Genomic DNA, 26,898 nt, shown 5'->3' with positions numbered 1-26,898 from the left:
GAATTATAACCACTGCACACCGATAAAAATTTTGAGCTTTGCCTTTTCATGATTGATTTCAAATTAAAACTTAAGCACATCTTAGCTTTTGCATTATTAACTCTTGCCATTGTGATCGCCAGTATCCAACCTTTAGAAATGGAAGCGTATATCCTCCATCAAATCGGGACAGCGTTTATGCTGATCGTGTTGCTCGCTTTCCTCTATAAAATAGGGCTAACTTTCACAACAGTTTGTCTGTATCTTGGCTTTTTACTGATTCATGTCATTGGTGCCCATTATTTATATTCTTATGTACCTTATTCTGAATGGACACAAGCTCTCCTCGGTTTCAACCTTGACCAAAGCATGGGATGGACCCGGAATATGTATGATCGGCTTGTACATCTTGCCTATGGTTTGCTGCTCTACCCGTTCTTTTATCGCATATTTCAAATCTGGCTACCGCAGTTAAAAGCCGGAACACTCTTTTTATTGGTCGTACAATTCGTCATGGCGACCAGTTTATTTTATGAATGGATCGAATGGCTGATTGCCATTAGTTTATCACCAGAGGAAGCTGAAAATTACAATGGGCAACAAGGTGATATTTGGGATGCGCATAAAGATATGCTGCTGGCAACATTTGGTGCGATGATCACTGGCGGCCTTTTATATTTCAATCAGAAAAAATCTTAAATAAAAAAGCACTCATTAGAGTGCTTTTTTATCGCCATATTCATGAATGGATGTATTAATTATTAATAGAGTGGTAGCGCATTTAAGAATTGATCTAACGGATCTAAAGCGCCCCATGCTGTTTGAAGCTTTGTATTTGAAACTGCTGCGACACCCAATACAGGATTAGTAGAGACATTTAAATAAGATGAATCATCTGATATTACATCAAGAGCAATGTTGGGTGGATTACTCAACAACCCGATCAAATCGATTTGATCATCAGAAATAAAAGAGCTTGTTTCATTTAAGCCAAAGCTCGAAACACTTTGCTGCGCAAGTACATCAAACACAGTATTATCACCTGTTAACAGTGATGCCTGATCATGTAATTCAACCGAAGCCTGTTCTTCTGACATCAAGAATAAACTCACTTTGGCAACTGTCATCGCTTCAACGGTAAAATCAAATGCTGAGCTTTTGGCACTGGTATTTCCTGCCAGATCCGTTTGGGTAAAACTATAGCTATACTTACCTGCTGCTAAATCTGACTCTGGTGTATACAACCATTTCCCACTAGTATCTGCTTTGACGGTTGCCACTGCGACGCCATTTTTATAAATGGTAATCGTGGCATTGGTCTCACATTTGCCTTCAAAACTTGGGGTTGAATCTTGAGTGCTCTCCCCCTGTTTAATGGTGAGCTTTGTAGTATCTCGATCATCATACACCGTCGTCAATGTTGGCGCAGATGGTGCAATGGTGTCCTTTGTACCAATCACTTGCGTGCTCTTTGAGCTATTGCCAGCGGCATCTGTCGCAGTCACTTGGACAACATTATTATCTGTTACTGCGCTGCTTAATTTCACCGTATAGCGACCATCGTCACCTACAGTTGCGGTACCAAGCGTATTTCCTGCACTGTTTTTAATGGTAATTTTGGCACCAATTTCAGCGCTTCCCGACACCTCTGTACCATCAGTATTGATTATTGCTGTTGGTGCAACGGGTGCCGTATTATCCGTTCCAGCAGTGACATTTAAAGGTAACGATTGATTCCCTGCTGCATCAACCACAATAATAGTTGTCTTATTACTATCCGACAGTGCTGGGGACAATGTCAGTTTAAATTGACCATTGGCATCTACCGTAGTGGTAGCAATGACTTGTAAATTTGCATCTAATATTTGAATGGTGCTATTGGCTTCGGCAGTACCAACCAGTTCAGTTCCGGCTTTATTCACTTCAATCTTAGGTTGATCAGGTCGAAGCGTATCTTTGCCCATCTCAACTGACTGCACTTCAGATTTGTTGCCGGCTTTATCTTCTACAATGACTTTAGCCGTCTCACCTGCTTGTAAAGTATTACTTAATGCAATGGAGAAATTGCCATCACTTGCCGCAGTCACAGGCCCACCTAAAAGCGTTGTGCCATCTGCAGCATAAACATAAACTTTTGCACCCGCTTCGGCAAAACCAGAGACAAACTTACCGCTTTCATCCACTTGTGCATTTGCCGCGTCCGGCGAAATTGTATCTTTATTACCCGTCAATATCGTCGATTGTGAACTATTTCCTGCCTTGTCTTTAGCGTACAAAATTACGCGATTGCCGTCTGTAATCGCGTCATCTAAAGTAATTTTATAGTTGCCATCGGCATCTACTTTAGATTGACCAATCGTATTGCCTTTGGCATCTACGATATAAACCGTTGCACCAGCTTCCGCCTTGCCGGACACGACTTTTCCATCACTATCAAAACTTCCAGTTGGCGTACTTGGTGCTGTTTTGTCATTGCTAGAGGATTGTTCATCTTCTTTGTCAAAAGCCAGCAGATATACCGCTTCTGCACCCAAGATCGCCAATCCTGCCTTAAGTAGTGATGGCGAACCATCATCCTCACTTGCAACTTCCGTAGCTTGAGCAGGTGTTGTTGCCTGATTTAACTGTGTCGATGCAGATAAAGGCTGCGCAAATTCATTCACTGAACGATAACTCACCGTTTTGCCATCGACATCCATTTCGACTAGCTCAAATTGCTCTGGCCCACTATGTAAAACCAAAGAATTATCAGAGCTAAAGTCATCTGTATAAAAATGATCAATCACGATTTTTTGACCATTTTTCAGGGTAATCACACATTGATTTCCGACTCGATGGATCGACTGAATATCGGCTGGCCTAAGTTCTAACTGAATAACGGACGGTTGAGATATTTGTATTTTTGTGGCCTGAGTTTCTTTTAAAATCGTTTGATCTTTCTTTGATATCACGACAATTTTTGTCATTTCGCCCTCAGTGTTATTATGTAATAAACATCTAATAAATAATTAGTTAAGTACCTTATCAAATTGGTGCTGAACAGACAAACCCTAATATATAATTATTTATTGAGTAATTTTGGCATAAAAAAGCCAATGTAATATATGAGTTGATTCGTATTACTAAGTATTGGGTGATCTTCTAGAATCATAAAAATATAAAGTTTAAAAAGATAACATATGCTAAAAGTTAAGCTTCTAACTACCTAAAATGCTATTTTTACTAGGAGCACTTTTCCAGTCCCAGAATAATTACTCACACATTATAATTAAACAAAAAAGAACCGTATTATTTATTTCATTCATGAGAATTATCATGTTTCGAACACTGACTAAAATGGCTATTTCTTGAATGATAAAAATTAATATTCCATTCTTCATCCAATTGTCTAATGATATCCCCCTCTTCATTATCTACATTTTTAATTAATATCTTCGGGGGGAATAATCTCTAACTGGCGACGATTTTGACAATAAATATATGACTGGGCCATTTTTTTCAGAAAAACCCATTCGTTTTTCTTCAAAATTTCATCATGATAAATTAAAAAATCAGCGATACTGAAATCTTTATAATGGATACTATAAAGTACATCATGCGAGGAGTAAGAACTATAACTTCCTTCAAATATAAGAATATTGCCAAAAATTTCTTGGGCCTTTTGCTTCAATTCTAAATTTATTGGGTGTTGGCTATCCGTTATTTTAATTTCCTCAGACTGCTGATTATTAGAAATATAGTTAAAAACTAAAACAGAAGTAAGGATAAAAAATAATAATATCAAACGAAAATTAAATACAGATTTCAGTTTTAAAGCCCTTTATTTGAGAAACCCAACCATTAAAAGCCAATCTTTGGATTGGCTTTTAAACTTAAAGAATTAAAGCTTTGGATCACGCAACTGCACGAGACTCGAATTGGCTTTGCTCAATGACTCCATCACTTTAGACATGACTGCAGGAACCAATGAATCCGCAATTTGTGCTGCTTGTAAGCCCAACTTCTCACCAAGTGTTGGCTTTTTGCGGGTTTCAATCATATATACATCATGTTGTGGCATGAGACTTAATAGATATTCATCTGACGTTTGGAGCTTATCGACTAGATTAAGATCAATGGCATCTTGACCATACCAATGCTCACCTGTTGCAACTTTATCGACATTAAGCTGAGGACGATATTTTTCAACAAAGTGTTTAAATAAGTTATGCGTTTGCTGTAACTCTTCTTCAAATTTGGCTTTACCTTCAGCCGTGTTCTCACCAAACATCGTTACGGTACGTTTAAACTGACCCGCCGTATACAGTTCAAAATCGATATGTTTTTCTTTCAATAAACGATTAAAGTTAGGCACTTGTGCAACCACACCAATCGAACCTACTACGGCAAATGGTGCTGAAACAATTTCATTTGCAATGCAGGCCATCATATAGCCACCGCTTGCAGCAACTTTGTCCACACAAATGGTTAAGTTAAATCCAGCATCACGTAAACGTACCAATTGTGCTGCAGCCAGACCATAGCCATGCACCATCCCGCCTGGACTTTCTAAACGTAAAACTACGCGGTCGCGCCCAGCTTTTGCTGTCGCTAAGATTAGGGTAATTTCTTCACGAAGGCTTGTCACCGCCGATGCAGCGGTATCACCATTAAAATCGATCACATAAATTTTTTGGTTATTCTTTTTACGTGCGCGCGCTTCTTTTGATAATTGTTGGCTTAGTTGCAGCAGCTCAAGTTTAGATGCAGTGGTTTGCGCAATTTTTTTTCGTTGTTCATTAATACGTGCATTTAAGTGACTTACACGAATTTCCGCAGGCAACTTGGGATTATGAAATAGCATAAAATTGAAACTCATTTAATTCATATTTATGTTGTATAACATGTGGGTTGCATCACAAAAATTCAATCTATTTTTTGAAAATAATTCTCATTGAGCCAAATTGAGCATTTTATTTTTATCAAGACTTTTTGACCTAATTATTGACTTCATAAAAAAAGAGCCTTTCGGCTCTTTTTTAGACAGACTAGATTAGCCAAAACGCCCGGTAATATACGCTTCAGTCAATTGATGATCCGGTTGAGTAAAGACTTTTTCAGTGGAATTCACTTCAATCAAATCACCCAAATGGAAATATGCGGTACGGTCAGATACACGTGCTGCTTGTTGCATCGAGTGCGTCACAATCGCAATGGTATATTGCGCTGAAAGTTCAGTGATGAGTTCTTCTACTTTTGCAGTTGCAATCGGATCCAGTGCTGAACAGGGTTCATCCATCAAAATAACTTCAGGACTGACTGCAATGGTTCGCGCAATACAAAGACGTTGCTGCTGACCACCTGAAAGCCCCGTACCCGGTTGGCTCAAACGGTCTTTCACTTCATCCCAAAGACCTGCTTTACGCAGACTATTTTCAACAATTTCTTCCATGTCGTATTTGTCACGCGCCAATCCATGCAGTTTTGGACCATAAGCGACATTATCAAAGATTGACTTTGGAAATGGGTTCGGCTTTTGGAAAACCATACCTACTTGGGCACGCAGTAATACCACATCAAGATTTGGATCATAGATGTCTTGATTATCCATGAGCACTTGTCCTGTCACACGACAAGAATCAATCGTGTCATTCATACGGTTGAGCGTACGCAGGAAAGTTGACTTACCACAACCAGACGGTCCAATAAAGGCGATCACTTCATTTTCATAAATGTTCAGATCAATGCCTTTGATCGCTTCAGATTCGCCATAGTACACATGCACATCATTGGTACTGATTTTCACATTGCTCGATTTCGCATCTTTTTTCGCGCTAGATTGCGTATCGAATTGTGACACAAACGCAGTATTGGTTTGTTTTTGGCTGCCCTGAGCAGAGGTAAATTGTGTTTGTTCTGGATTCACGGACTTATCCTGATATAAGGAATTCTTTTCAGTTGTAACGACGCTATTCATATAATGCCCTCAATTACCAGCGTACTTCAAATTTCTTACGTAACCAGATGGCTAAACTGTTTAAGCCGATCATGAGAGCAAGAAGTACAATGATTGCTGCTGCGGTACGTCCTTCAAAGAAGTTACGTAGCTCATTACCTTGCCAAAGGAAAATTTGTACAGGTAATGCAGTGGATTGATCTAAAGGAGTGGCTGGTACACTTGCTACAAAGGCACTCATACCAATCAATAATAATGGAGCAGTTTCACCTAGGGCTTGCGCTACACCAATAATGGCACCGGTTAAGATACCTGGTAATGCCAGTGGCAAGACGTGGTGAAATACAGTTTGTAAACGTGATGCACCCAAACCTAAAGCGGCTTGGCGGATCGATGGAGGAACAGCTTTTAGTGAAGCACGTGTGGTAATAATGACCGTTGGCAAAGTCATCAAACTTAAGACTAAACCACCAACCACAGGAGCCGAAAGCGGCATATGCATCCAACCAATAAAGATCGCTGCACCAAGCAAACCAAAGACAATCGAAGGAACCGCTGCTAGATTGTTAATGTTGACTTCGACAACATCGGTAATCCAGTTTTTAGGTGCAAACTCTTCTAAGTAAATTGCAGATGCTACACCAATTGGAATCGAAATAATGATCACGATCAGCATCATAAATAACGACCCCATAAACGCCCCAGCTAAACCTGAAGTTGCAGGTGAGCTACGAGAGTCTGGATTCTTAAATATTTCAGTATTAAATGAGTTAGTAATAACACCATCAGCTTTAAGTTTATCTGCAAGTTGGCGTACTTCTGGGCTCAATTGTTGCTGTTCATCAGGCAAGCTGCGGTCAATATTACCAGCCAACCAGACATCGACATTAGCATCTGCAAGGATTTTAAAATCTTGTTTTTGACCAATCAATGACGGATCTGCCATAACCATATCACGTAAGCGATAAGCTTCTGAACTGGTATATAAACTGTTGAGATCATCACGTTGAGAGGCAATCGCTGGATCTTTTGCTATGATGCCATTTACGATGAGCGCATCCCAATCCACCATGCCCATTTCAGTTTGCCAAGCAATGTAACGCTCTTGGAACTGTGCAGGTGATTCACCTTCTTTTTGAACCGGTTTCGCTCCTACATTGACTATACTTGGATCAAAAAACACAGGAACCGTCATCGAGCTTTGCCAGAATGCTGGTAAGCCTTTGGCTAAAATACTGCCAAACAATAGCACGACGAAAAATAAACCAGTCACTACTGCACTAAAGCCCAAGACACGGAAGGTCTTTTCTTTACGATGTCTTTTCGCCAAAGAGTTTTCAATGATTTTCTTACGTTTTTCACGAAGCTCAGCGGCTGCATGTGAATCAAATTTTTGATCCATGTTTGATGTATTCGTCGTACTCATTCGTATTGCTCACGGTATTTACGCACAATGTACAGTGCAACAATATTCAGCCCTAAGGTAATCACAAACAGTGTTAAACCGAGTGCAAAAGCAACCAATGCTTGAGGACTCGCAAAGTCTGTATCACCTGTTAATTGGTTTACGATGGTAATGGTGACTGTAGACACTGCTTCGAGCGGATTAATGTGTAGTAAAGGACTGTTCCCTGCTGCAAGTACCACAATCATGGTTTCACCAATTGCACGAGATGCTGCCAATAAGAATGCACCGATAATGCCCGGCAAAGCTGCAGGTATCACTACTTGGCGAATAGTTTCTGATTTTGTTGCACCCAAACCGAGTGAACCGTCACGAAGCGCGCGAGGAACTTGAGTAATGATGTCATCAGATAATGATGAAACGAATGGGATAATCATAATCCCCATCACAAAGCCTGCTGTTAGAGCACTGGTTGCATTAATATCGAGTCCAATATATGCGCCAAGCTGTTTTGCAAAGGGTCCAATAATCATTAAGGCAAATACACCGTAAACGATGGTTGGAATACCTGCGAGAACTTCTATGGCAGGTTTTGCCCAAGCACGGAAACTTGGCTTTGCATATTCAGCCAAATAAATCGCAATCATCAGACCAACCGGAACAGCAACCAGTAGTGCAATACCACTAACCATGAGTGTGCCCCAAAGGAGTGGCAGCAAACCATAACTACCTTCGGCATTCCCTGATGTACTAAAACCTGGGTTCCATTCAGTGCCCAAGAAGAAATCGAGTGGACTGACAAAACTAAAGAAACGCATGGCTTCACTGAACATCGACATCACAATGCCAACTGTTGTCAGGATTGCCACACCGGAACATAGTGCCAATGCGATATTAATAACTTTTTCGACTTGGTTACGTGCACGATATTTTTCTGCGATGCGGCGTTTAGCCATAACTAAACCAATCAATGCCGCACAAATCACAACGGCCAATTTTGCATATGAGCCGATGTTTTCAATTTTCTGTAACTGTTCTGCTGCTGCAAGTTCATATGCAGCTGGCGTATCACTTACTCCAAAACCAGAAGCAATCGCTTGGACGCGGTCAACCATTACGCTTGTGCTTGCAGGATCTAAATCTAAACGAATATTTTCTGGGACATTATTTAAAATAACGTGTTGAAAAATACTCGGTTCAACCAAGTTCCAAACAATCAAGATTAAAAAAGCGGGAATCCCACACCATAAAGCGACCAAAACACCATAATAGCCCGGTCGTGAATGCAACATTGCTGAGTTATTGCCTTTACCTGCAAGTTTGCGACTTTTGGTCAGTCCAACTTGATAAGCGATCGCAATAATTGCGAGCAACACACCAATAAGTAGCAGATTCATGTAATCTCCACTGTTTTTTCAAAAGCCCTTCTTGAAAAAACTGTTTCTTTGCAAAAAGCCAATGGCAGGTCAATCCTGCCATTGGCTGTTTCAATCCAATTATTTAACTGCTTTACCAGCTTTAAAGTTTGCAAGAACTGCAGCGCGCTCTTTGTCAGACATTGAAATTAAGCCTGCTTTTTCTAGCTTCGACCCTTTACCTGATACTTTTTTACTTAGGAAGAATTCTGTGAACTCTTTCAAGCCTTTGATGGATTTAAGATGTTCACCTTTCACGTAGAAGAACAATGGACGTGATACAGGGTAAGAACCATTCAGAATTGTTTTCTCAGATGGCGCTACATTATTCACTGTTGCTACACGTAACTTGTCACGGTTTTGGTCATAGAAACCTAGACCGAATACACCTACAGCGTTAGGTGAAGTTTTTAAGCGTGCCAATGTCTCTGTATAGTCGCCTGCGATTTCAATCACACGACCATCTTTACGGAATGTTGAACATGCTTTTTTCTGAGCATCTTTATCTAATTTTGCGAAAGCTTCATAAGTTTCACAGCCAGCATCGACCATTTTTTCTTGGAACACTTCACGTGTACCATGGTTTGATGCAGGAATAACTAAAGTGATTGCTTCGTTTGGTAAAGTTGGGTCGATTTGATTCCAACGTGTGTATGGGTTTGGAACCAATTTACCTTTTGAAGGTAATTCAGCAGCAAGTGCAGCAAATACGTGCTGTGGGCGAAGTTTGAATGCCGCTTTTTTCGCATTTGAAGCAAATACGATACCGTCATATCCAACTTTAATTTCTAAGATTTGGTTAACGCCTGCTTTTTTACATGCAGCCAATTCAGTACCTTTAATTTTACGAGATGCATTAGCAATATCTATAGTGTTATCACCAACGCCATTACAGAATTGTTTCAAACCACCTGAAGTACCACCAGAACCTACAACAGGTGCTTTAAATTGTGGGAATGTATTACCAAACTCTTCTGCAACAATACTTGCGTAAGGCAAAACTGTAGAAGAACCAGCAATTTGGATCGTGTCACGAGCTGCATTTGCAGTTGTTGCAACAGCTGCCCCTGAAAGTGCCAACGCAATTGCGATATGATTGAAGCGCATTCTCATCTCTCTTTATTGATGCATTTATTGGAGTACGCCACTTTCTAATAAAGTCTTGTACTTTTTCGATATACGCATTTTGATTTTAGAGTATGACAGTTAGGTTACATCTTTATGACGCTTTTATGATAATTGATGATTGGCCTTTGATTTAAATAAATTTCCTTTATTTTCAATATGTAATAAATTTTAGCAAAGTATTAATTGGTTTTTATATTGCTAAGAAATTCGTAAAAATTCACTACATTGTCATATTTTGTATTTCTGAATCGTCTGAAAACATAACCTAGACACTGACTTCTGTCACTATTATAAAAATAAGCTTCATTTTCTTATTCAGTTTTTAAGTACAGCGCATTGCATTAATTGAAATATATCTGAACAGCAGCTTCACCTATATTGAAATTTAAGTCGCCATGCAGATCAAAAAATGAATAGTAAAACCATTTCTACTTTTAATCCTGATTTACCCGTCCATATGACATTTGAAGAACATGATTGGCATCTATTGACTGAATATTGATACCCGATTGCACTTGCACGAGATATGACTGAACAGCCTTATGGCACGATGCTGTTAGACATGCCTTTGGTCATTTATAAAATGGGAGATGAAATCATTGTTGCCAAAGATGCCTGTCCGCATCGTGGCGTGCCACTCAGTTTAGGTCAAAATGATGGTCAAGGTGTTGTGTGTCGTTATCATGGACTGCGCTTTGGTGAAAAAGGTCACTGCAACCGCATTCCTGCCCATCCTGAACATAAAATTTCCCCAAGGTTTAACCTTAAAACTTATGCTGCTGTAGAACGCTATGGTTTAATTTGGTGGTGCCTCACCGCAAGTACAGATGATGAACCAAATATTCCTGTCATGCCTAATTGGGAGAATACCGAATATTAACAATTGGTTTGTCCAACGGTAGATTTTCAATGTTTTACAGGCCGGCAGCTTGAAGGTTTTATTAATGTTGCGCATTTTGCATGGGTACATCCCGATACCTTTGGCGACCCTGCAAATGTAGAAGTACCTGACTACACGACCATCGAAACAGAAACTGGCTTTAATGCAGACTATTGAAGCAGTGTTGGGCGCTATCCAATTGGTTTAGAACAGCGCGGACAAGAGGGTTTCCAATGGCTGCGGCATTTTGAGATTCATCTGCCGTTTACTGCAACGCTGACGATTCATTTTCCAAATAACAGCAAGCAAGTGATTATGAATGCGGCTTCACCGATGACTGCTCGTTCTACCCGTCTATTTGCTTCCATTTGCCGCAATTATGACAAAGACCTGCCTGTAGAAGATGCTTATGACTTTAACCTGAAAATATTTGAGGAAGACCGCCTTGTATCTGAATCGCAAAAGCCTGAATATTTACCCTTAGATTTAAGCATCGAAGCGCATTTTCCAGCGGACCGCAGTTCCAGCATGTACCGCAAATTATTGCGTAAAAAAGGTTTTAGTCCATTATTTGCGGCATAACATTAATATCGTATTGCATTCACCTCACCCTAACCCTCTCCTACAAGGAGAGGGAAACTCCTTTACAAGCTTTATATTGGTTATAAATATTGTGGTATCTTATTCATCAAATGATAAACATCAATGAATATCGCGACTGGCGACAGGGATGTCACTATAAGGTAATGGTCACATGGATGTAACTTTTCCCTGAGAAGGATTTTAGATACTATGATCCCTCAAAGTAACAATCTGCCTACGCAGTAAACTATCATCACTCAATGAAAAATTGTGGTGATGTAATAAATTAAGCACCTTTTCATTTTTTAAAAAAAAGGAGCTCTTACGAGCCCCTTCTTCTACAATCACAAAATGACAATTAGTCAATTGCAGGTGTATATGTACCATCAGCGATTGGGCCTTTGATACGATCCGCTTCCGCTAGCACAAGAGCAAGCAAATTCTTCACGTTGTCTAAAGTCGCTACTGGGCTTAAAGTCGTCATTTTCAATGATTGAACTTGACCTACTTTAGTTACACCAATATTCGCTTCACCACGAGCAAACAATTCGTCAGCAACGTTCTGGTTAAGTGTATCGAGTAATTCTGCTGGGTAACCTTCAGGAATTACACGGAACAATACAGAAGCGAATTGTGGATCAACCAACATTTCTAAACCATCTGTTGCATCAATATATGCTGCAACATCACGGGTTAAAGCAACACCGTGATCGATCATTGAACCATAAAGCTCTTCACCTAGTGCTTCAACAGTCATCCACAATTTCAACGCGTCAAAACGGCGAGTTGTTTGTAATGACTTAGATACTAGGTTAGGTACGCCATGCTCTTCATCATAAGCAGAGTTTAAGTACTCAGCTTCATAATGCATGAAACGATAGTTCGCTTCATCTTTAAGCAAGAATGCGCCACATGAAATCGTTTGGAAGTAATGCTTATGGAAATCAAGCGTTACCGAGTCAGACAGTTCAATACCGTCTAACATTGAACGATAGTCATTTGAAAGTATCAGTGCACCGCCCCATGCTGCATCGATATGCATCCACGCGCCATATTTGTTGGTGATTTCACGAATTTCTTTCAATGGGTCAATTGCGCCTGCATCGGTTGTACCCGCAGTTGCAACTACACATGCGACGATTTTACCTTCAGCTTGAAGGTGAGCCATGGTTTTCTCAAGCGCGTCCATATCCATGCGTGCGTTAGCATCTACAGGAACAGTCACAACAGATTGGAAGCCCATGCCCATCATCGCCATGTTCTTTTGCACAGAGAAGTGCGCATTTTCAGAACAGATCACTTTGACGTTACGCATAGCATCAGATGGTACGCCATCACGCTGAACAGACCACGGATTGCCGTTTTCGTCTTTCCAGTTTTTCGCGATGCACGCATCACGTGCAAGTAAAACGCCCATTAAGTTAGACTGCGTACCGCCAGAGGTGAATACACCTGCTTGACCTGCACCGTAGCCCACTTTTTGGCGAAGCCAATCAATCAATTGAACTTCCATCAATGAACCTGCAGGGCTTTGATCCCATGAGTCCATTGATTGGTTTGTTGCGTTAATTAACACTTCCGCAATTTGGCTAGTGACCATTGTTGGACAGTGTAAATGCGCGAGTGAATGCGGATGATGCACCTTTAAGCTTTTATTTAAGAAAAGCTCAACCATACGGTCTAGTGATTTTTGTACACCCATACCTTCTTTAGAAGGATTGAATGCAATTGCACTACGAAGCTCTTTAATACTACCGCCGGTGTACATTTTGTCATTTTGCAACCATGCAGAAACGGCTTTTACCGCTTCGCCCATTGCTGACTGATAGTCAGCAATGGATTGTGCATCATTGCAGAATAACGCTTTACGATGTTCTGCAAAATCAACCATTATTACGCGCCTCGAGTTGCAACAAGTGCTTCAGCAAGTGCTTTCTTGAAGCGAACGATCACTTCTTCACATTCAGCTTGATTGATGATCAATGGGCAAAGTAAACGAATGACTGTACCGTTACGACCACCTTTTTCTAACAACAATTTGTTGTTGAAACATGCTGCTTGAATGGCTGCTGCCAATTGAGAATCACCTGGTAAAGAACCCATGTGATCTGCTTTTTGACGTTCATCAACAATTTCAACACCAATCATCAAACCACGGCCACGTACGTTACCGATACATGGGAATTCTACCGCTAATTTTTTAATTTCAGCTTGTAAGAAGTCACCACGCTCTTGTGCATTTTGCGCAAGATTTTGCTCTTTGATGGTTTTGATTGTTGCAAGACCAGTACCCATAGCAAGTTGGTTGCCACGGAATGTACCCGTGTGACCCGCTGGTTGCCATGCGTCAAACTTACGTTTAATGCCCAATACTGCAAGTGGTAAGCTACCACCTACCGCTTTAGACATTACAATGACGTCTGGCTCAATACCTGCATGTTCAAAGGCAAACATTTTACCTGAACGTGCAAAGCCCGCTTGTACTTCATCAAGAATCAACACGATGTTGTGCTTTTCAGTCACTTCGCGGATTTTCTTTAACCATTTTACAGGTGCAGTCACTACACCGCCTTCGCCTTGGATTGCTTCCAAGATTACAGCTGCAGGTTTCGTTACACCGCTTTCTACGTCTTCAATGAAGTTTTCGAAATAATACGTTAATGCGTCTACACCCGCTTCACCACCTATGCCTAATGGGCAACGGTATTCATGCGGATACGGCATAAATTGAACACCCGGCATTAAGCCGTTCACAGCATTTTTAGCAGACAAGTTACCTGTCATTGCTAAAGAACCGTGAGTCATACCATGGTAGCCACCTGAGAAGCTGATTACTGAACTACGACCTGTGTAAGTTTTTGCTAATTTAATTGCTGCTTCTGTACCATCTGCACCAGACGGGCCACAGAACTGTAGACAATACTCTTCTTTACCACCAGGTAATTGCTCAAGTAGTGCTTCAGTAAAAGCATCTTTTAAAGGCGTTGTTAAATCCAAAGTATGCAATGGGAGGCCACTTGCAAGTGTGTCTTGGATACTTTGAATTACCGCAGGATGATTATGGCCTAATGCCAATGTTCCTGCCCCAGCTAAACAATCGAGGTACTCTGTACCTTCAACATCAGTAACCCAACAACCTAAAGCTTTTGCTATCGCAAGTGGAAGTTTACGCGGATAGCTACGAACATTGGATTCCATCTGGCTTTGGCGAGTCAAATAGTATTCGTTAGTAGAATTAGTGGCAGGGTTTACAGAAGAAACGCTCATATCGAATTACCATCTCTGATATGGGTTGAAAGAAATAAGTCGGGTGACTTGCGGTCCTTTGACTCGGTGCTTTATGAGTTTCTAGTTAGCTTTAAAAGCTCTTTGAGTATGGGCTAACTAGGAGGCGGATGATACAGACTTTTTCAAGAAAATAAATCACTTTTATGATCAAATAAAAAGATAATTTAGAGAAAAAACAGATCTATTCCATGGATATCTTGAATTATCATCTTACAGTGTGACAAAACAAAGAAAACCTTTTTATTTTATGCTTTTTTACAACTTATGAATGATTATTGTAATCTTCAATTAATTAAACAACTAAGCACTGATTATTTAAATAAATATTCATCAAGCACTACATTTATTTTTCTTGAAAGATTTACAATCCCACCACAGATTTTCCTTTAATCCATCACAATCCCCTTTTAAGATAACAGCATAAGCTAAATTAGTCATTCTGAAAGAAGAATAGGTCATAACAATGCGTAAAATTATCTTATCTACTGTTTTATTAGCATCAGGTTTAGGTTTGGCAGCAGCAACTCAAGCAGCTGACCCACTCAATTACAACATCGTGAACATTCAAGCGGATGCCACTCGCCAAGTGTCGAATGACCAAATGCATGCCGTTTTATATATTGAAAAATCAAATAAACAACCGGCTGAACTTGCTACCCAAATCAACCAATTGATGACCCAAGCGGTGAACACAGCCCGTAAATACCCTGCTGTAAAAATCGAAACGGGATCTCAAAGCACTTACCCGATTTATGACAATGACAGTCGTAAATTGAAAGAATGGCGTGGTCGTGCCGAAGTGCGTTTAGAAAGTACAGACTTTAAAGCAGCTAGCCAATTGGTGAGCGAGTTACAACAAAATTTCCAAACTCAATCGATTAGCTTTAGCGTGTCAGATGCACAGCGTAAAAAAGTAGAAAATGAGTTGATGGTTGAAGCCTCTAAAAACTTCCAACAACGCGCGCAGACATTGTCACAAGCGTGGAATAAATCAGGCTATAACTTAGTGAATATTAACCTTAATACTAGCAATTATGGTGGTCAGCCTGTACCTCGTATGGCGATGATGAAAGCTGCGGCAGCTGATGCTATTCCTGAGCAAGAAATGGCAGGTGGTGAATCTAAAATCACGGTCAGTGCAAATGGCTCTATCCAGTTCAAATAATTAAATTCATTTTAAGAAACCGTGCTTTAGCGCGGTTTTTTTGACTATAAATTCCATCTAATCTTTATTTAAACCAAACAGTATTTCATCCGTTCATCAGATGCAACCGGCGGTAAATATATTGGTCAGCCACGAACCTTCTTCTTACAAACTTCATTCGACTTTTAAACTGGTCTAAATATAAAGATCCCACCAAGTGTGGGATTTTTATTGAACAATACATATGGACATCCATATGTTCACATGTAAAGATATATGAAAATCCATATATACAGATAAACATGGAACAGACTGAATTTTTCAAATTACTTGCAGATGAGACTCGTCTGAACATCATCATGCTGTTGGCTTGTAAAGGTGAACTCTGCGTCTGCGAACTCACTGAGTCCCTTGAATTGAGCCAACCTAAAATTTCGCGTCATTTGGCATTACTGCGTTCATCAGGTGTGCTGAGTGATCAACGTAAAGGTCAATGGGTCTATTACTCCATTCACCCTGCACTGCCTACTTGGTGTACACAAATACTCGATGTCATGCGTCACCAAGAACGATTTAAAGACCTCGATTTAAACTCCCCGAAAGGCACTACCACATTGTGTGAAACGCTATGAATTTTTTATTTCTATGTACTGGCAATAGCTGCCGCAGCATTTTATCCGAAGTACTTTTTAACCAGCGTGCCCCTGAAGGTTTCCGTGCTTATAGCGCAGGCAGTAAACCTTCAGGACAAGTCCACCCATTTACCTTAAAAACCCTACATAACCTCAATCTACCGACTGAGGGCTTGTCGAGTAAAACCATCACAGCATGTGAACAATACCAACCCGATGTGGTAATTACTGTCTGTGGTTCTGCAGCTCAAGAAGCTTGCCCAATTTACTTAGGCTCTGCCATCAAAGCACACTGGGGTTTAGAAGACCCTTCCCATTTAGAGCTTGCAGATGACGTAAAACTTGCAGCTTTTCTTGATACCGTGGCGCATATTAACCGCCGTTTAGATGCTTTATTTGCACTCGATTTTAAGCAATTAAGTCGTGAAGAGCTTAACAAAGAAATCCAAAAAATTTCAGAGATTCAATAATGGCTGCTGCAAAACTGTCATTTCTAGACCGCAATCTAACGCTATGGATTTTTATCGCAATGGGGCTAGGCATTGCGATTGGCGTGTATATTCCAAGTGCTTCAAGGGCTTTAAATCAACTCAATATCGGTGATGTCAATATTGCGATTGCCATTGGTTTAATCCTGATGATGTATCCGCCTTTGGCTAAAGTGGATTACAAAGCCCTGCCTGAAGTGTTTAAAGATAAACGTACCTTATACCTATCACTGGTTCAAAATTGGTTAATTGCGCCTTGCCTGATGTTTATTTTGGCTATCGTGTTTTTACAACACTACCCTGAATACATGACCGGTTTGATTCTGATTGGTTTAGCACGTTGTATTGCAATGGTTCTGGTTTGGAATGATCTCGCTTGTGGGGACAACCAATACGTTACGGCTTTAGTGGCATTTAACAGTATTTTCCAAATTGCATTTTTTAGTACCTACGCATGGTTCTTTTTGAGTTTTTTACCGCCATATTTTGGTATCGAAGCACAAGTGATCCAAGTCAGCTTTTGGACCATCACACATGCAGTATTGGTGTATCTAGGTATTCCCTTCCTGCTCGGTTTCCTGACGCGTGCCATATTGGTAAAACACAAAGGTCTGGATTGGTATAAAAATCAATTTATACCCAAAATCAGCCCCATCAGTTTAATGGCATTACTCTTTACCATTGTGGTGATGTTTAGCCTCAAAGGTGCAGATGTCTTGAGCCTTCCAATGGATGTACTGCGTATTGCCATTCCCCTCACGATCTACTTTGTGGTGATGTTTTTCATTAGCTTTTTGATGAGCAAATGGATGGGCAATAACTACGCCAAAACCACTGCGATATCCTTTACAGCAGCAGGTAATAATTTTGAACTTGCCCTCGCTGTTGCCATCGCCACCTTTGGCATTGCATCTCCGATTGCATTTACCACGATTATTGGCCCATTGGTTGAAGTCCCTGTGCTTATTGCATTAGTGAGTGTATCGCTATGGTTAAAACGCAAATGGTATAAAGAGAACTAAAATGAAGCTCCCCAATATTCAACTAGATCTACTTGAAACACCGAGTTTTGAACATGTTCAAGCAAAAGCACTTGAACATCCGCCACGCATTCTGCTGCTATATGGCTCTAACCGTGAACGCTCATTTAGCCGTTTAACGGTATTGGAGGCGGGTCGAATCCTTGAACATTTTGGTGCAGAAGTCAAAATCTTTCATCCTAAAGGTCTTCCTCTGCCTGAAGATGCTGAAACATCCCATCCTAAAGTTCAGGAATTACATGAATTACTTGCATGGTCTGAAGGCATGGTTTGGTGTTCTCCAGAACGACATGGTGCGATGAGCTCTATATTGAAAGCACAAATTGATTGGATTCCTTTAGCTGCAGGTGCCATTCGTGCTACTCAAGGTAAAACGCTGGCGTTAATGCAAGTCAGTGGTGGTTCGCAATCTTTTAATGCTGTTAACCAAATGCGCATCCTTGGGCGTTGGATGCGGATGATCACGATTCCAAATCAATCTTCCGTTGCGAAAGCATTTTTAGAGTTTGATGATAATGATCGCATGAAACCTTCCTCCTATTACACTCGCATTGTCGATGTGATGGAGGAATTATATAAATTTACCCTACTCACACGTGGTCAATCTGCCTACCTCACAGATCGCTATTCTGAACGAGTTGAAAGTGCGGAAGAACTCTCTAAACGGGTTAATCAAAAGAACCTTTAATGAAAAACTCCTGCATCTGTGCAGGAGTTTTGGTCTAAAATATCCATCCGTTTCAACTTAAACTAATAATTTATAAAATAATGTCGTTGAATCTATTGTACCTGTATGGCTCAATGCAAATTGCGGAATGATCCCAGCTTTTATAAAGTTAAATTTTTCATATAGCTTTTCAGAGACATCGCCTGTACGCGTATCAAGTACAAGTAATTTCAAGTTCAAGTGTTTTGCTTGATCTTCTGCAAGTGTGAATAGTTGGTGAGCAATGCCTTGCTGACGTACCTTTGGATGCACCATAAGTTTTTCAATCTCAGCACGATGCAGTGCATTGGCTTTGGTGGCACGAACCAATTGTACTGTGCCCACAATTTCACCGCTTTGTAGCGCCGCCCACAAAAAGGTTTTATGCTTTTGAATATCCTTTGTCACAGCAGACCAATATTCATCATAGTGCGACTTAGATTCTTTAGCTAAAAAACCCAGTGATGCACCATCTTGCACACATTGTGCCAATAATTCACACAGTTGAGCCTGCTCATCTTTTAGATCTTGAATGTTTAAATATTGAATTTCGCTCATCTTCTTTTCCTCTTATTTCTATTTTTATCGTTATATTCAAATGGCATGCCATAAAAAATCCCGCTCGGAAGCAGGATTTTGATTTTCAATTTAGTAAATCGACATATGATTGCGATGGATCATTTCAAGTGATCGGGCTTCCCCTAAAACTTGATGAACTTTATCTGAGGCCAAACCTTTGACGATTTCTGCCGAACGTGAACTGAAGTTTACACGACCGACGGCAACACGATGACCTTGTGTATCGACACATTCCACCACATCACCACGTTCGAAATGCCCTTCAACAGCTTTCACACCGACAGGTAATAAACTGCGGTGATTATCACGGATGGCTTTGACTGCGCCATCATCAATTACTAAACGACCCGCTGTTTGTAAATGTGCAGCTAACCATTGTTGATGGGCTGTCACACGATCATTGTCCGTAATGAATAAGGTACCGAGTAATTCACCTGCCATCACACGTGACAGCACATTGTCGCTATCACCGCTCGCAATGACTGTTGGACAACCGGACTTGGCTGCCAAACGTGCCGCACGAACTTTGGTCAACATACCACCACGACCGAATTTACCGCCGCCGCCAGCCATATCGAATAATGATTCATCCATTGCACGTACTGTATGGAACAGTTTTGCATCTGGATTGGAACGAGGGTCTGAGTCAAACATGCCTTCTTGGTCAGTTAGAATCACCAATAAGTCTGCATGTACCTGACCCGCCACCATAGCTGCCAAAGTATCATTATCACCAAAGCGAATTTCATCTGTCGAAACAGTGTCGTTCTCATTGATGACTGGAATGACACGCCAGTCTATCAAGTGTTGCAAGGCATCACAAGAGTTCAAATAGCGACGACGGTCTGCCAAGTCATCATGCGTTAACAAAACTTGTGCTGTGCGAATCGAACGTTGTTCTAATACGCTAGACCAAGTATGAATTAAGCCCATCTGACCAATGGCAGCACAAGCCTGTAGACTGGGTAGATCTGTGGGTCGGTTGTCCAAATTCATACGAACCATCCCTTCAGCCACAGCACCGGAAGACACAAGAATGATCTCGTGCCCTGCATTGTGTAGTTCTGCAATTTGTCCCGCCCAATGCGAGATTGCATCCAGATCTAACCCTTTTCCGTTTGCTGTGAGTAGTGATGATCCGATTTTAACAACGATACGTTTACAACCCTTGAGCTGACGTTGCCCATCTACCACTTCTATCATCTTGTCCTCAGACTTGTTTGCTTTGACACTTATTCAGCAATTAACGTACGTAGTACGATTCTGCCTCATCATCACCGTCTTCAAATTCATCATCAAAGTCTTCACCTTGACCTGCCAGACGTTGTTGACGACGCATTTCACGATATGCTTCTTTCGCAGCAAGCGTTTGCTCACGTGTTTCAGCTTCAAGCTGATCACGGAACGCTTTAACTTCTGCTGCATATTCAGGATCTTCAGTTTCGCGTTCGCGCTGTTCTTCAATTTGATCCATCAGGTAGTACACAACGTCTTTAGTACCTTCAAACGTTAAACCTGAAGTTTTGAATACAGGGCCTTTCCACTGCAACTCTTCGAGAATGTGATCACACCATTCATCACGCGTTTCAGCCGCCAATTGGTCTACTTTATTGAGTACCAATACAACAGGTAATTTTGAAAGTGTTGGGGAGAATTTTTTCAACTCTTCCAAAATTGCTTTTGCATTATACGCAGGGTCAGAACCATCAATCGGTTGAACATCTACAATGTGCAATAAAATACGTGTACGCGCCAAGTGTTTCAGGAATCGAATACCTAGACCTGCACCTTCTGCAGCCCCTTCGATTAGACCTGGAATATCCGCCATTACAAATGAGCGGTGACTATCGGCATCAACCACACCTAGATTTGGCACCATAGTGGTAAATGGATAATCTGCAACTTTTGGTTTCGCTGCTGAAACTGCACGGATAAAGGTTGATTTACCCGCATTTGGCATACCCAACAAACCAACGTCTGCGAGTACTTTTAATTCAAGACGAATTTCACGAAATTCGCCTTTTGAGCCGTGTGTACATTTACGTGGAGAACGGTTGGTTGAAGATTTGAAGTGAGTATTACCCAAACCACCTTCACCACCTGCTGCCACTAACACACGCTGACCGTCAGCCACTAAGTCGCCGATGATATCGCCAGATTCTGTATCTACAATTGTTGTGCCCACTGGAACGAGCAATACGGTATCTTCACCGCCACGGCCTGAGCAGTTCGCTCCACGACCATTTTTAGCACGTTCTGCACGGAATTTACGTGTATAACGATAATCTACTAGGGTACTTGTGTCGTTGTCGGCTTGAACGTATACGTTACCGCCACGACCACCATCACCACCATCTGGACCACCAAATGGTACGAATTTTTCACGGCGAAAACTGGCTACGCCATTGCCACCGTCGCCAGCCTCTACGGTAATGACTGCTTCATCAACAAAGCGCATGTTTGCCAATCCTCTAAAAACTTTAAAACCGCTTATTCTGCCATATTTTAAAGAATTTCTCGAACAATATTATTCAGCAATACTATAAATTTCATTCATCTTGGTGCTGATGCAAATTTTTAGGAAAATCCGCACATCGCTCGAAAATCTTTAGCTCATCATCAAAATACCTTTGATAAATGGCAAACGAATTTCACTCCCTATTTCTGAAAGCTATTTACGTGCATTTTCCTTGGCTTCAATAATTTCAGGCAATGTTCGTTCAACCCAACCAATCAAATGCATTAACTTTTCTGCAGCCTGCGAGCCCATTAAAGTCAGTTGATATTCAACTTTGGGTGGCACGACTGGATAGACTGTCCTTAAGATAAAACCATCTTGCTCGAGCATTTTCAGCGTTTGAGCCAGCATCTTTTCGCTTACCCCTTCGATACGCTGCTTAAGTTCACTAAAACGGTGTACCCCTTCAGTCAAACAACGTAAAACTAATACTGACCATTTATTGGTGAGATGTTCCAATATTTCTCGAGATGGACAATCTGTGGATAAAACTTGACCTAATAATTTACTTGTAGCGTATGTGTTCATTAAATCTTTCCTCAAAGTCACTAACTTACTTTTTGGTACGTACTTACACTTAGTAAGTTAACAGATTAAGATTCAACCATCAAGATCATTTATTCAACAATCAGAGGGTTTAAATATGAAAATCGCAATTACAGGTGCAACAGGTCAACTAGGCCAATTGGTCCTTCAATTCTTATTGAAAGAAACCGCGGCCGAAAACATCATCGCTTTAGTTCGCTCACCAGAAAAAGCAACGTCCCTACAAGCTCAAGGCATCGAACTTCGTCATTTTGACTATGATCAACCAGATACACTGGTTCCTGCACTACAAGGTGTCGATAAATTATTACTCATTTCTGCCAATGAAATTGGTCGTCGTACTCCACAACACAAAGCCGTAATTGATGCTGCAGTAGAAGCGAAAGTTCCATATCTTGCTTATACCAGCCTGTTACGTGCAGATACGTCACCATTGGGTTTATCTCAAGAACATCGTGAAACAGAAAGTCTGATTCAAGCTAGTGGTTTAACCTATACCTTCTTACGAAATAACTGGTATGTCGAAAACTATCTTGCTGCTGCAGGACATGTGGTTGAAACAGGTACCTTATTTGGTGCAGCAAAGGATGGAAAAATTAATGCAGCATCCCGTGCTGACTATGCCGAAGCTGCTGCAAAAGTGCTTACAAGCGCTGGTCATGAGAATAAAACCTATGAACTTGCAAGCTCAGACAGTTTCACCTTGGCACAGCTTGCTGAAACCCTACAGCAAGTTTCAGGTCAAAATGTTCACTATCAAAATCTTACAGCAGAAGAATACACACAAGGTCTATTACAAGCTGGATTACCTGCTGGTCTTGTAGATGTGATCGTCGATGCCGATATCAACAGCATTGACGGTGCGATGCAAAGTGATCGCAAGGACTTGGAACAGCTACTCGGTCACCCAACCACTACTCTACACAGTGCTGTTGAAGCTGCTTTAAAATAAGATCAAACCAACAAAAAGCCCGAATTGATTCGGGCTTTTTTGTTGGTTTTAATCTGAGTTATGGATGTACATTTTTTATCGGCAAATCCATATTCATATCTAAATTTGCCTTGGTATTACGCTCTGCGTTGTACATCGTGGCATTAAAGGTTGCGATTTTTCGCATGGTCATCGGGTCATTGAGTTTTAGTTGTGGTGCAAACTGATGTACCACGTGCAAATCAACTTTTTCATTAAACTCAAAATACACAGGACCATTAAAATTAATTCGAATCGGAATGTTATAGGTTCGTTTTAAGTGAAATGGGACATCCAGTTTTATTGGTATATCCATTTTTAGCGGAAACTTCGGCACAAGTTTATTTTTAATCACCAAATCTGTGGTCGCCTCAAGCGGCATCGTCTGGTTAATTTGAATATTGGTGGAATAATCAATATCCACAGAGATCGGAACCTCTACACTAAACTGCAAATCTGCCAAATATTTTCCCTTTAAGGGTAGTTGCAGCTTTCGATCTAAACCAATCTGCGTATCCAGAGTCCCAATAGACTGCGTTTGCAAATAATTACCAACGGAAATTTTGGTGGGTAGTGAATGCGACAATTGAATATCAGCATTTTTTGCACGTACTTGCATCGACGCATAAATATTTAAATACAACCAAAATAGTACCGCAACCAATAACGCAACTGCAATAAAACTCAAAATGATGCGCTTCGCCGATTGAAATATCCACATGGCTTACTCCTGAGCTTTCACTTCAGTTTTGGCATGCTCTCTGTTGAGTCGCATTGTTTTTAGTGGAATTACCAATTCACCCTTTTTAATTTGAACCGGCAACGTATTTTGCACATCCACTGTCGCTTTTAATGCCGTTTTAATTGGAACATTTAAATTACCTTCAATAGGAATGTTGGTTTTTAAATTTGCATTCAGTGGAATATGTAGGTTTTCTTTCAGCACTGTTTTGACTGGTGCATCAAACTTTAAATGTACTTTTTGCTCCAAAGGCACATTCATATTCACTGGAATATCCAATTGTATCGGGATATCACCTTTGAGTGGCAAAGTCACATCCTGCCCCATGACTTTAACTTTCACTTTGGTATTCACAGGAAGGTTTTGATTCACTTTCAAAGTTTCACGTACTGGAATCGTGGTCTTGATTGGGACTTGATTATCAAAATACACCCGTGGCGTCAGCGTTTGAGTTAAGGGAATATTTAAATTTTCATGTATCGGAATTTCAGCATTCACCCGTCCTGTCACGTCCACATCCAAGGCATCATGAATTTTGACTTCGGCTTGTAACGGCTCTTGCAGGTCAATATTGACGTTCTGATTTTCTAGCGGGATATAAATATTAAAGTGCTTAAACACCCAAATGGCGATAAGTACACCACAGAGCGCAGCAAACACAATAAATGCCAATCCACTGAGCATGTGCTTTGCTTGCAAACTAAATTCCTTTTGCTTTTTATTTTTTACAGTCTCATTTTGAACACATTATACAAACCAGTTTGCAATTTTTTGTATTTAATTCTTTAATAATTTCATTAACTTAAAACTTGAATATTTTAGTCAGCTTTTCATTATAAATGACTCACACTCATCTAACAGTGGCAGAAAAAACAAGAACTTTTGATGCTTTTGATCAATCCATTCGTCATCTATGCCTTAAGTTTTTAACCCATACTCTTTAGATAAAAAAAGAGCCTCAAATGAGGCCCTTTTTTTACAGCGTGAACTAATTAAGCATTAGTTTCAGCAGGAACTTTTGGATAGCTTACGCCGCCCATTTGCTCAGCAATACGCAATACTTGGCAGCTATAACCCACTTCATTATCGTACCAAACATAAGCAGTTAAACGGTTACCAGAAGCGATTGTCGCTTGAGCGTCAAACACACCTGCAGTACGTGAACCGATAAAGTCAGACGATACAACTTCAGTTGAGTTTGTATAACCGATTTGACCTTGAAGGTTAGAGTTGATTGAAATTTGGCGAATGTATTCATTCACTTCTTCACGATCAACATCTTGACCTAAAGTAAGGTTCAAAATAGCAAGAGATACGTTTGGAGTAGGTACACGTACTGAGTTACCAGTCAATTTACCTTGAAGAGCAGGAAGCGCTTTAGCAACAGCTTTAGCAGCACCTGTTTCAGTAATAACCATGTTCAATGTTGCAGCACGGCCACGACGGTCAGCTTTATGGTAGTTGTCGATTAAGTTCTGGTCGTTTGTGAACGAGTGAACTGTTTCAACGTGACCATTGATTACTGTGTACTTGTCATTTAACACTTTAAGTGTTGGTGTGATCGCGTTTGTTGTACAGCTTGCAGCAGAGATGATTGTATCTTCATCAAGGATGTCAGCTTGGTTCACACCGTATACAACGTTCTTCATGTCACCTTTACCAGGTGCAGTTAGAATTACACGTGCAGCGCCAGCGCATTTAAGGTGCTGTGCAAGACCTTCAGAATCACGCCATTTACCTGTGTTATCGATTACAAGTGCATTGTTAATACCGTAAGCAGTGTAATCAACTTCAGATGGGTTAGACGCATAGATCACTTTGATGAAGTTACCGTTAGCAATGATTGCTTCGTTTTCTTCATCAACAGAAATCGTACCTGCGAATGGACCATGAATAGAGTCACGACGTAACAAAGACGCACGTTTTTCTAAGTCACCGTCAGATGATTTACGAACAACGATTGCTTTAAGGTTAAGACCACGACCTAGACCAGATTGGCTGATCATCAAACGTGCAAGGATACGACCGATACGACCGAAACCGTAAAGTACAACATCACGGTTTTCAACGTTAGTTGCATTGCCTTCAAGTGATTTAACAGCGTCAGCAACGAATGCGTCAACATCACCGCCTTTTTCTTTGAACTCAACAGCAAGTTTGCCAAGATCAATTTCAGCAGTACCGATGTTTTCGATTTTCGCCAAAGCTTCAAGAATTGGGAAAGTGTTCACAACTGAAAGTTCAACGTCAAGTACACGAGTACGACGATGCGCTTTAAGAATTTGGATAACCGAACGGTTAATTAAAGAACGACCGTATACTGTAGCTACGATGTTTTTTTCACGATATAACTGACCCACTAGGGCAATCATACGTTCCGCGATTTCTTCACGGTTTTTCCAGCGACCTTGGTGCTCTGCATGTAGGGCAACGATAGTGTCTTTGCTCACAGATACGTCCTCTAATTAATTGTAAATCTAAGCATAAATTTCAAAACCCCACAATTGTAATGGAAAACTGAAAATTAATGAATCTAAAAGCAGATTTCGACAAGGTTATTTTGTTATATATTCACTATCAATTTTCAAAATAATCATGATTAGTATTATGATTTTATAGCCGAAAGTTGAAAAACAGGCTTTTTCGCAGATTTTTGTCACAAAATTTCAAATGTAGTTTTATCAACCAGATCTCTGCATATTTAGCTCAAAGATGCACAAATATTTATATTTTTCAAATTGTGGTGTTTTTTTATTTTGCTCAATTTATAGTATTTTTACTGATGTAAAGCTCGTAGAGACCTTTGCACAAACCAGCGACCTACTCTCGACACCAATCTCAAACTCAACTAAAAACTGGAATTGGTGTTAAAAGATAGAAAAAGTCACCGAATTGGCATAACACTCTCCTAAATTGCAGTT

23 protein-coding genes and 2 pseudogenes are annotated in these 26,898 nt (G+C 40.6%); 9 read left to right on the top strand and 16 right to left on the bottom strand.

Translation table 11 applies throughout. The annotated features are described in order from the left end of the window. Nucleotides 1-48 precede the first annotated feature (48 nt). Entirely contained in the window at nucleotides 49-678 is a 630-nt protein-coding gene (locus FTU34_RS07970) for a DUF2238 domain-containing protein (RefSeq protein WP_180035332.1), read from the top strand. A gap of 62 nt (nucleotides 679-740) precedes the next feature. Here the strand turns inward: FTU34_RS07970 and FTU34_RS07965 are convergent, their stop codons facing one another. From FTU34_RS07965 to FTU34_RS07935, 7 genes are all read right to left on the bottom strand, one after another. Next, a complete protein-coding gene (locus tag FTU34_RS07965) occupies nucleotides 741-2,945 on the bottom strand; it encodes an Ig-like domain-containing protein (protein ID WP_180035333.1) in 2,205 nt (734 codons plus the stop codon). 455 nt (nucleotides 2,946-3,400) lie between these two features. Beyond that, nucleotides 3,401-3,763 carry a hypothetical protein gene (locus FTU34_RS07960; protein ID WP_180035334.1) on the bottom strand — a complete coding sequence of 121 codons (363 nt, stop codon included), beginning with the start codon at nucleotides 3,761-3,763 and terminating at the stop codon, nucleotides 3,401-3,403. Between the two features lie 96 nt (nucleotides 3,764-3,859). After that, complete coding sequence (sohB, locus tag FTU34_RS07955) at nucleotides 3,860-4,822, bottom strand: protease SohB (protein WP_078190186.1); 963 nt, start codon at nucleotides 4,820-4,822, stop codon at nucleotides 3,860-3,862. Nucleotides 4,823-5,011: 189 nt separating this feature from the next. Continuing rightward, entirely contained in the window at nucleotides 5,012-5,935 is a 924-nt protein-coding gene (gene pstB / locus FTU34_RS07950) for a phosphate ABC transporter ATP-binding protein PstB (protein ID WP_218950056.1), read from the bottom strand. A gap of 13 nt (nucleotides 5,936-5,948) precedes the next feature. After that, nucleotides 5,949-7,340 (bottom strand): phosphate ABC transporter permease PstA, encoded by a 1,392-nt coding sequence (pstA, locus tag FTU34_RS07945; protein WP_180035335.1) that lies wholly within the window; start codon nucleotides 7,338-7,340, stop codon nucleotides 5,949-5,951. Further along, nucleotides 7,337-8,716, bottom strand: a complete 1,380-nt coding sequence (gene pstC / locus FTU34_RS07940; protein WP_180035336.1) for a phosphate ABC transporter permease subunit PstC — start codon at nucleotides 8,714-8,716, stop codon at nucleotides 7,337-7,339. The genes pstA and pstC overlap by 4 nt, the downstream gene beginning before the upstream one ends. Nucleotides 8,717-8,815: 99 nt before the next feature. Then, the gene (locus FTU34_RS07935; protein WP_180035337.1) at nucleotides 8,816-9,841 is read right to left on the bottom strand and encodes a substrate-binding domain-containing protein; all 1,026 of its coding nucleotides are present in this window, start codon (nucleotides 9,839-9,841) and stop codon (nucleotides 8,816-8,818) included. Between the two features lie 430 nt (nucleotides 9,842-10,271). On the opposite strand from FTU34_RS07935, the pseudogene FTU34_RS07930 reads away from it, so the two are divergent. After that, nucleotides 10,272-11,324, top strand: a pseudogene (locus FTU34_RS07930) (Rieske 2Fe-2S domain-containing protein). A gap of 358 nt (nucleotides 11,325-11,682) precedes the next feature. Here FTU34_RS07930 and FTU34_RS07925 read toward each other — a convergent pair. Further along, complete coding sequence (locus FTU34_RS07925; protein WP_180035338.1) at nucleotides 11,683-13,215, bottom strand: aspartate aminotransferase family protein; 1,533 nt, start codon at nucleotides 13,213-13,215, stop codon at nucleotides 11,683-11,685. Nucleotides 13,216-13,217: 2 nt separating this feature from the next. Then, the gene (locus tag FTU34_RS07920; RefSeq protein WP_180035339.1) at nucleotides 13,218-14,591 is read right to left on the bottom strand and encodes a diaminobutyrate--2-oxoglutarate transaminase; all 1,374 of its coding nucleotides are present in this window, start codon (nucleotides 14,589-14,591) and stop codon (nucleotides 13,218-13,220) included. A gap of 484 nt (nucleotides 14,592-15,075) precedes the next feature. On the opposite strand from FTU34_RS07920, the gene FTU34_RS07915 reads away from it, so the two are divergent. From FTU34_RS07915 to arsH, 6 genes and pseudogenes are all read left to right on the top strand, one after another. After that, complete coding sequence (locus FTU34_RS07915; protein ID WP_180035340.1) at nucleotides 15,076-15,777, top strand: SIMPL domain-containing protein; 702 nt, start codon at nucleotides 15,076-15,078, stop codon at nucleotides 15,775-15,777. Between the two features lie 75 nt (nucleotides 15,778-15,852). After that, nucleotides 15,853-15,945, top strand: a pseudogene (locus tag FTU34_RS18120) (hypothetical protein); the annotation flags it as partial. Between the two features lie 113 nt (nucleotides 15,946-16,058). Continuing rightward, nucleotides 16,059-16,388: a metalloregulator ArsR/SmtB family transcription factor gene (locus tag FTU34_RS07910; RefSeq protein WP_078191857.1), complete on the top strand. Its 330-nt coding sequence runs from the start codon at nucleotides 16,059-16,061 to the stop codon at nucleotides 16,386-16,388. Then, on the top strand, nucleotides 16,385-16,858 hold the full coding sequence (locus tag FTU34_RS07905) for an arsenate reductase ArsC (protein ID WP_078191858.1): 474 nt from the start codon (nucleotides 16,385-16,387) through the stop codon (nucleotides 16,856-16,858). The genes FTU34_RS07910 and FTU34_RS07905 overlap by 4 nt, the downstream gene beginning before the upstream one ends. Then, a complete protein-coding gene (arsB, locus tag FTU34_RS07900) occupies nucleotides 16,858-17,898 on the top strand; it encodes an ACR3 family arsenite efflux transporter (protein ID WP_180035341.1) in 1,041 nt (346 codons plus the stop codon). Before FTU34_RS07905 ends, arsB begins: the two co-directional genes overlap by 1 nt. 1 nt (nucleotide 17,899) lies before the next feature. Further along, on the top strand, nucleotides 17,900-18,604 hold the full coding sequence (gene arsH / locus FTU34_RS07895; protein WP_180035342.1) for an arsenical resistance protein ArsH: 705 nt from the start codon (nucleotides 17,900-17,902) through the stop codon (nucleotides 18,602-18,604). 57 nt (nucleotides 18,605-18,661) lie between these two features. On the opposite strand, the gene FTU34_RS07890 is transcribed toward arsH, so the two are convergent. The 4 genes from FTU34_RS07890 to FTU34_RS07875 form a co-directional block, all read right to left on the bottom strand. After that, nucleotides 18,662-19,180, bottom strand: coding sequence for a GNAT family N-acetyltransferase (locus tag FTU34_RS07890; RefSeq protein ID WP_180035343.1), 519 nt, complete (start codon nucleotides 19,178-19,180; stop codon nucleotides 18,662-18,664). A gap of 90 nt (nucleotides 19,181-19,270) precedes the next feature. Beyond that, nucleotides 19,271-20,404, bottom strand: a complete 1,134-nt coding sequence (proB, locus tag FTU34_RS07885; protein WP_078190202.1) for a glutamate 5-kinase — start codon at nucleotides 20,402-20,404, stop codon at nucleotides 19,271-19,273. 40 nt (nucleotides 20,405-20,444) lie between these two features. Continuing rightward, a complete protein-coding gene (gene cgtA, locus FTU34_RS07880; RefSeq protein WP_180022810.1) occupies nucleotides 20,445-21,659 on the bottom strand; it encodes an Obg family GTPase CgtA in 1,215 nt (404 codons plus the stop codon). Between the two features lie 213 nt (nucleotides 21,660-21,872). Next, complete coding sequence (locus FTU34_RS07875) at nucleotides 21,873-22,247, bottom strand: helix-turn-helix domain-containing protein (protein ID WP_078191873.1); 375 nt, start codon at nucleotides 22,245-22,247, stop codon at nucleotides 21,873-21,875. Nucleotides 22,248-22,362: 115 nt separating this feature from the next. On the opposite strand from FTU34_RS07875, the gene FTU34_RS07870 reads away from it, so the two are divergent. Further along, nucleotides 22,363-23,217 carry an SDR family oxidoreductase gene (locus FTU34_RS07870; protein WP_180035344.1) on the top strand — a complete coding sequence of 285 codons (855 nt, stop codon included), beginning with the start codon at nucleotides 22,363-22,365 and terminating at the stop codon, nucleotides 23,215-23,217. Between the two features lie 58 nt (nucleotides 23,218-23,275). Here the strand turns inward: FTU34_RS07870 and FTU34_RS07865 are convergent, their stop codons facing one another. From FTU34_RS07865 to FTU34_RS07855, 3 genes are all read right to left on the bottom strand, one after another. Beyond that, on the bottom strand, nucleotides 23,276-23,956 hold the full coding sequence (locus FTU34_RS07865; RefSeq protein ID WP_180035345.1) for a hypothetical protein: 681 nt from the start codon (nucleotides 23,954-23,956) through the stop codon (nucleotides 23,276-23,278). 3 nt (nucleotides 23,957-23,959) lie between these two features. Continuing rightward, nucleotides 23,960-24,661: an MFS transporter gene (locus FTU34_RS07860; protein WP_218950059.1), complete on the bottom strand. Its 702-nt coding sequence runs from the start codon at nucleotides 24,659-24,661 to the stop codon at nucleotides 23,960-23,962. A gap of 308 nt (nucleotides 24,662-24,969) precedes the next feature. Next, a complete protein-coding gene (locus FTU34_RS07855; protein WP_111885541.1) occupies nucleotides 24,970-26,427 on the bottom strand; it encodes a glyceraldehyde-3-phosphate dehydrogenase in 1,458 nt (485 codons plus the stop codon). Nucleotides 26,428-26,898 lie beyond the last annotated feature (471 nt).

The sequence above is a fragment of the Acinetobacter sp. YH12094 genome, assembly GCF_013419295.1.
Classification (GTDB): Bacteria; Pseudomonadota; Gammaproteobacteria; order Pseudomonadales; family Moraxellaceae; genus Acinetobacter; species Acinetobacter amyesii.
The sequence above is the reverse complement of the archived record's forward strand: the minus strand, read 5'-3'. Positions and strand labels throughout refer to the sequence as shown.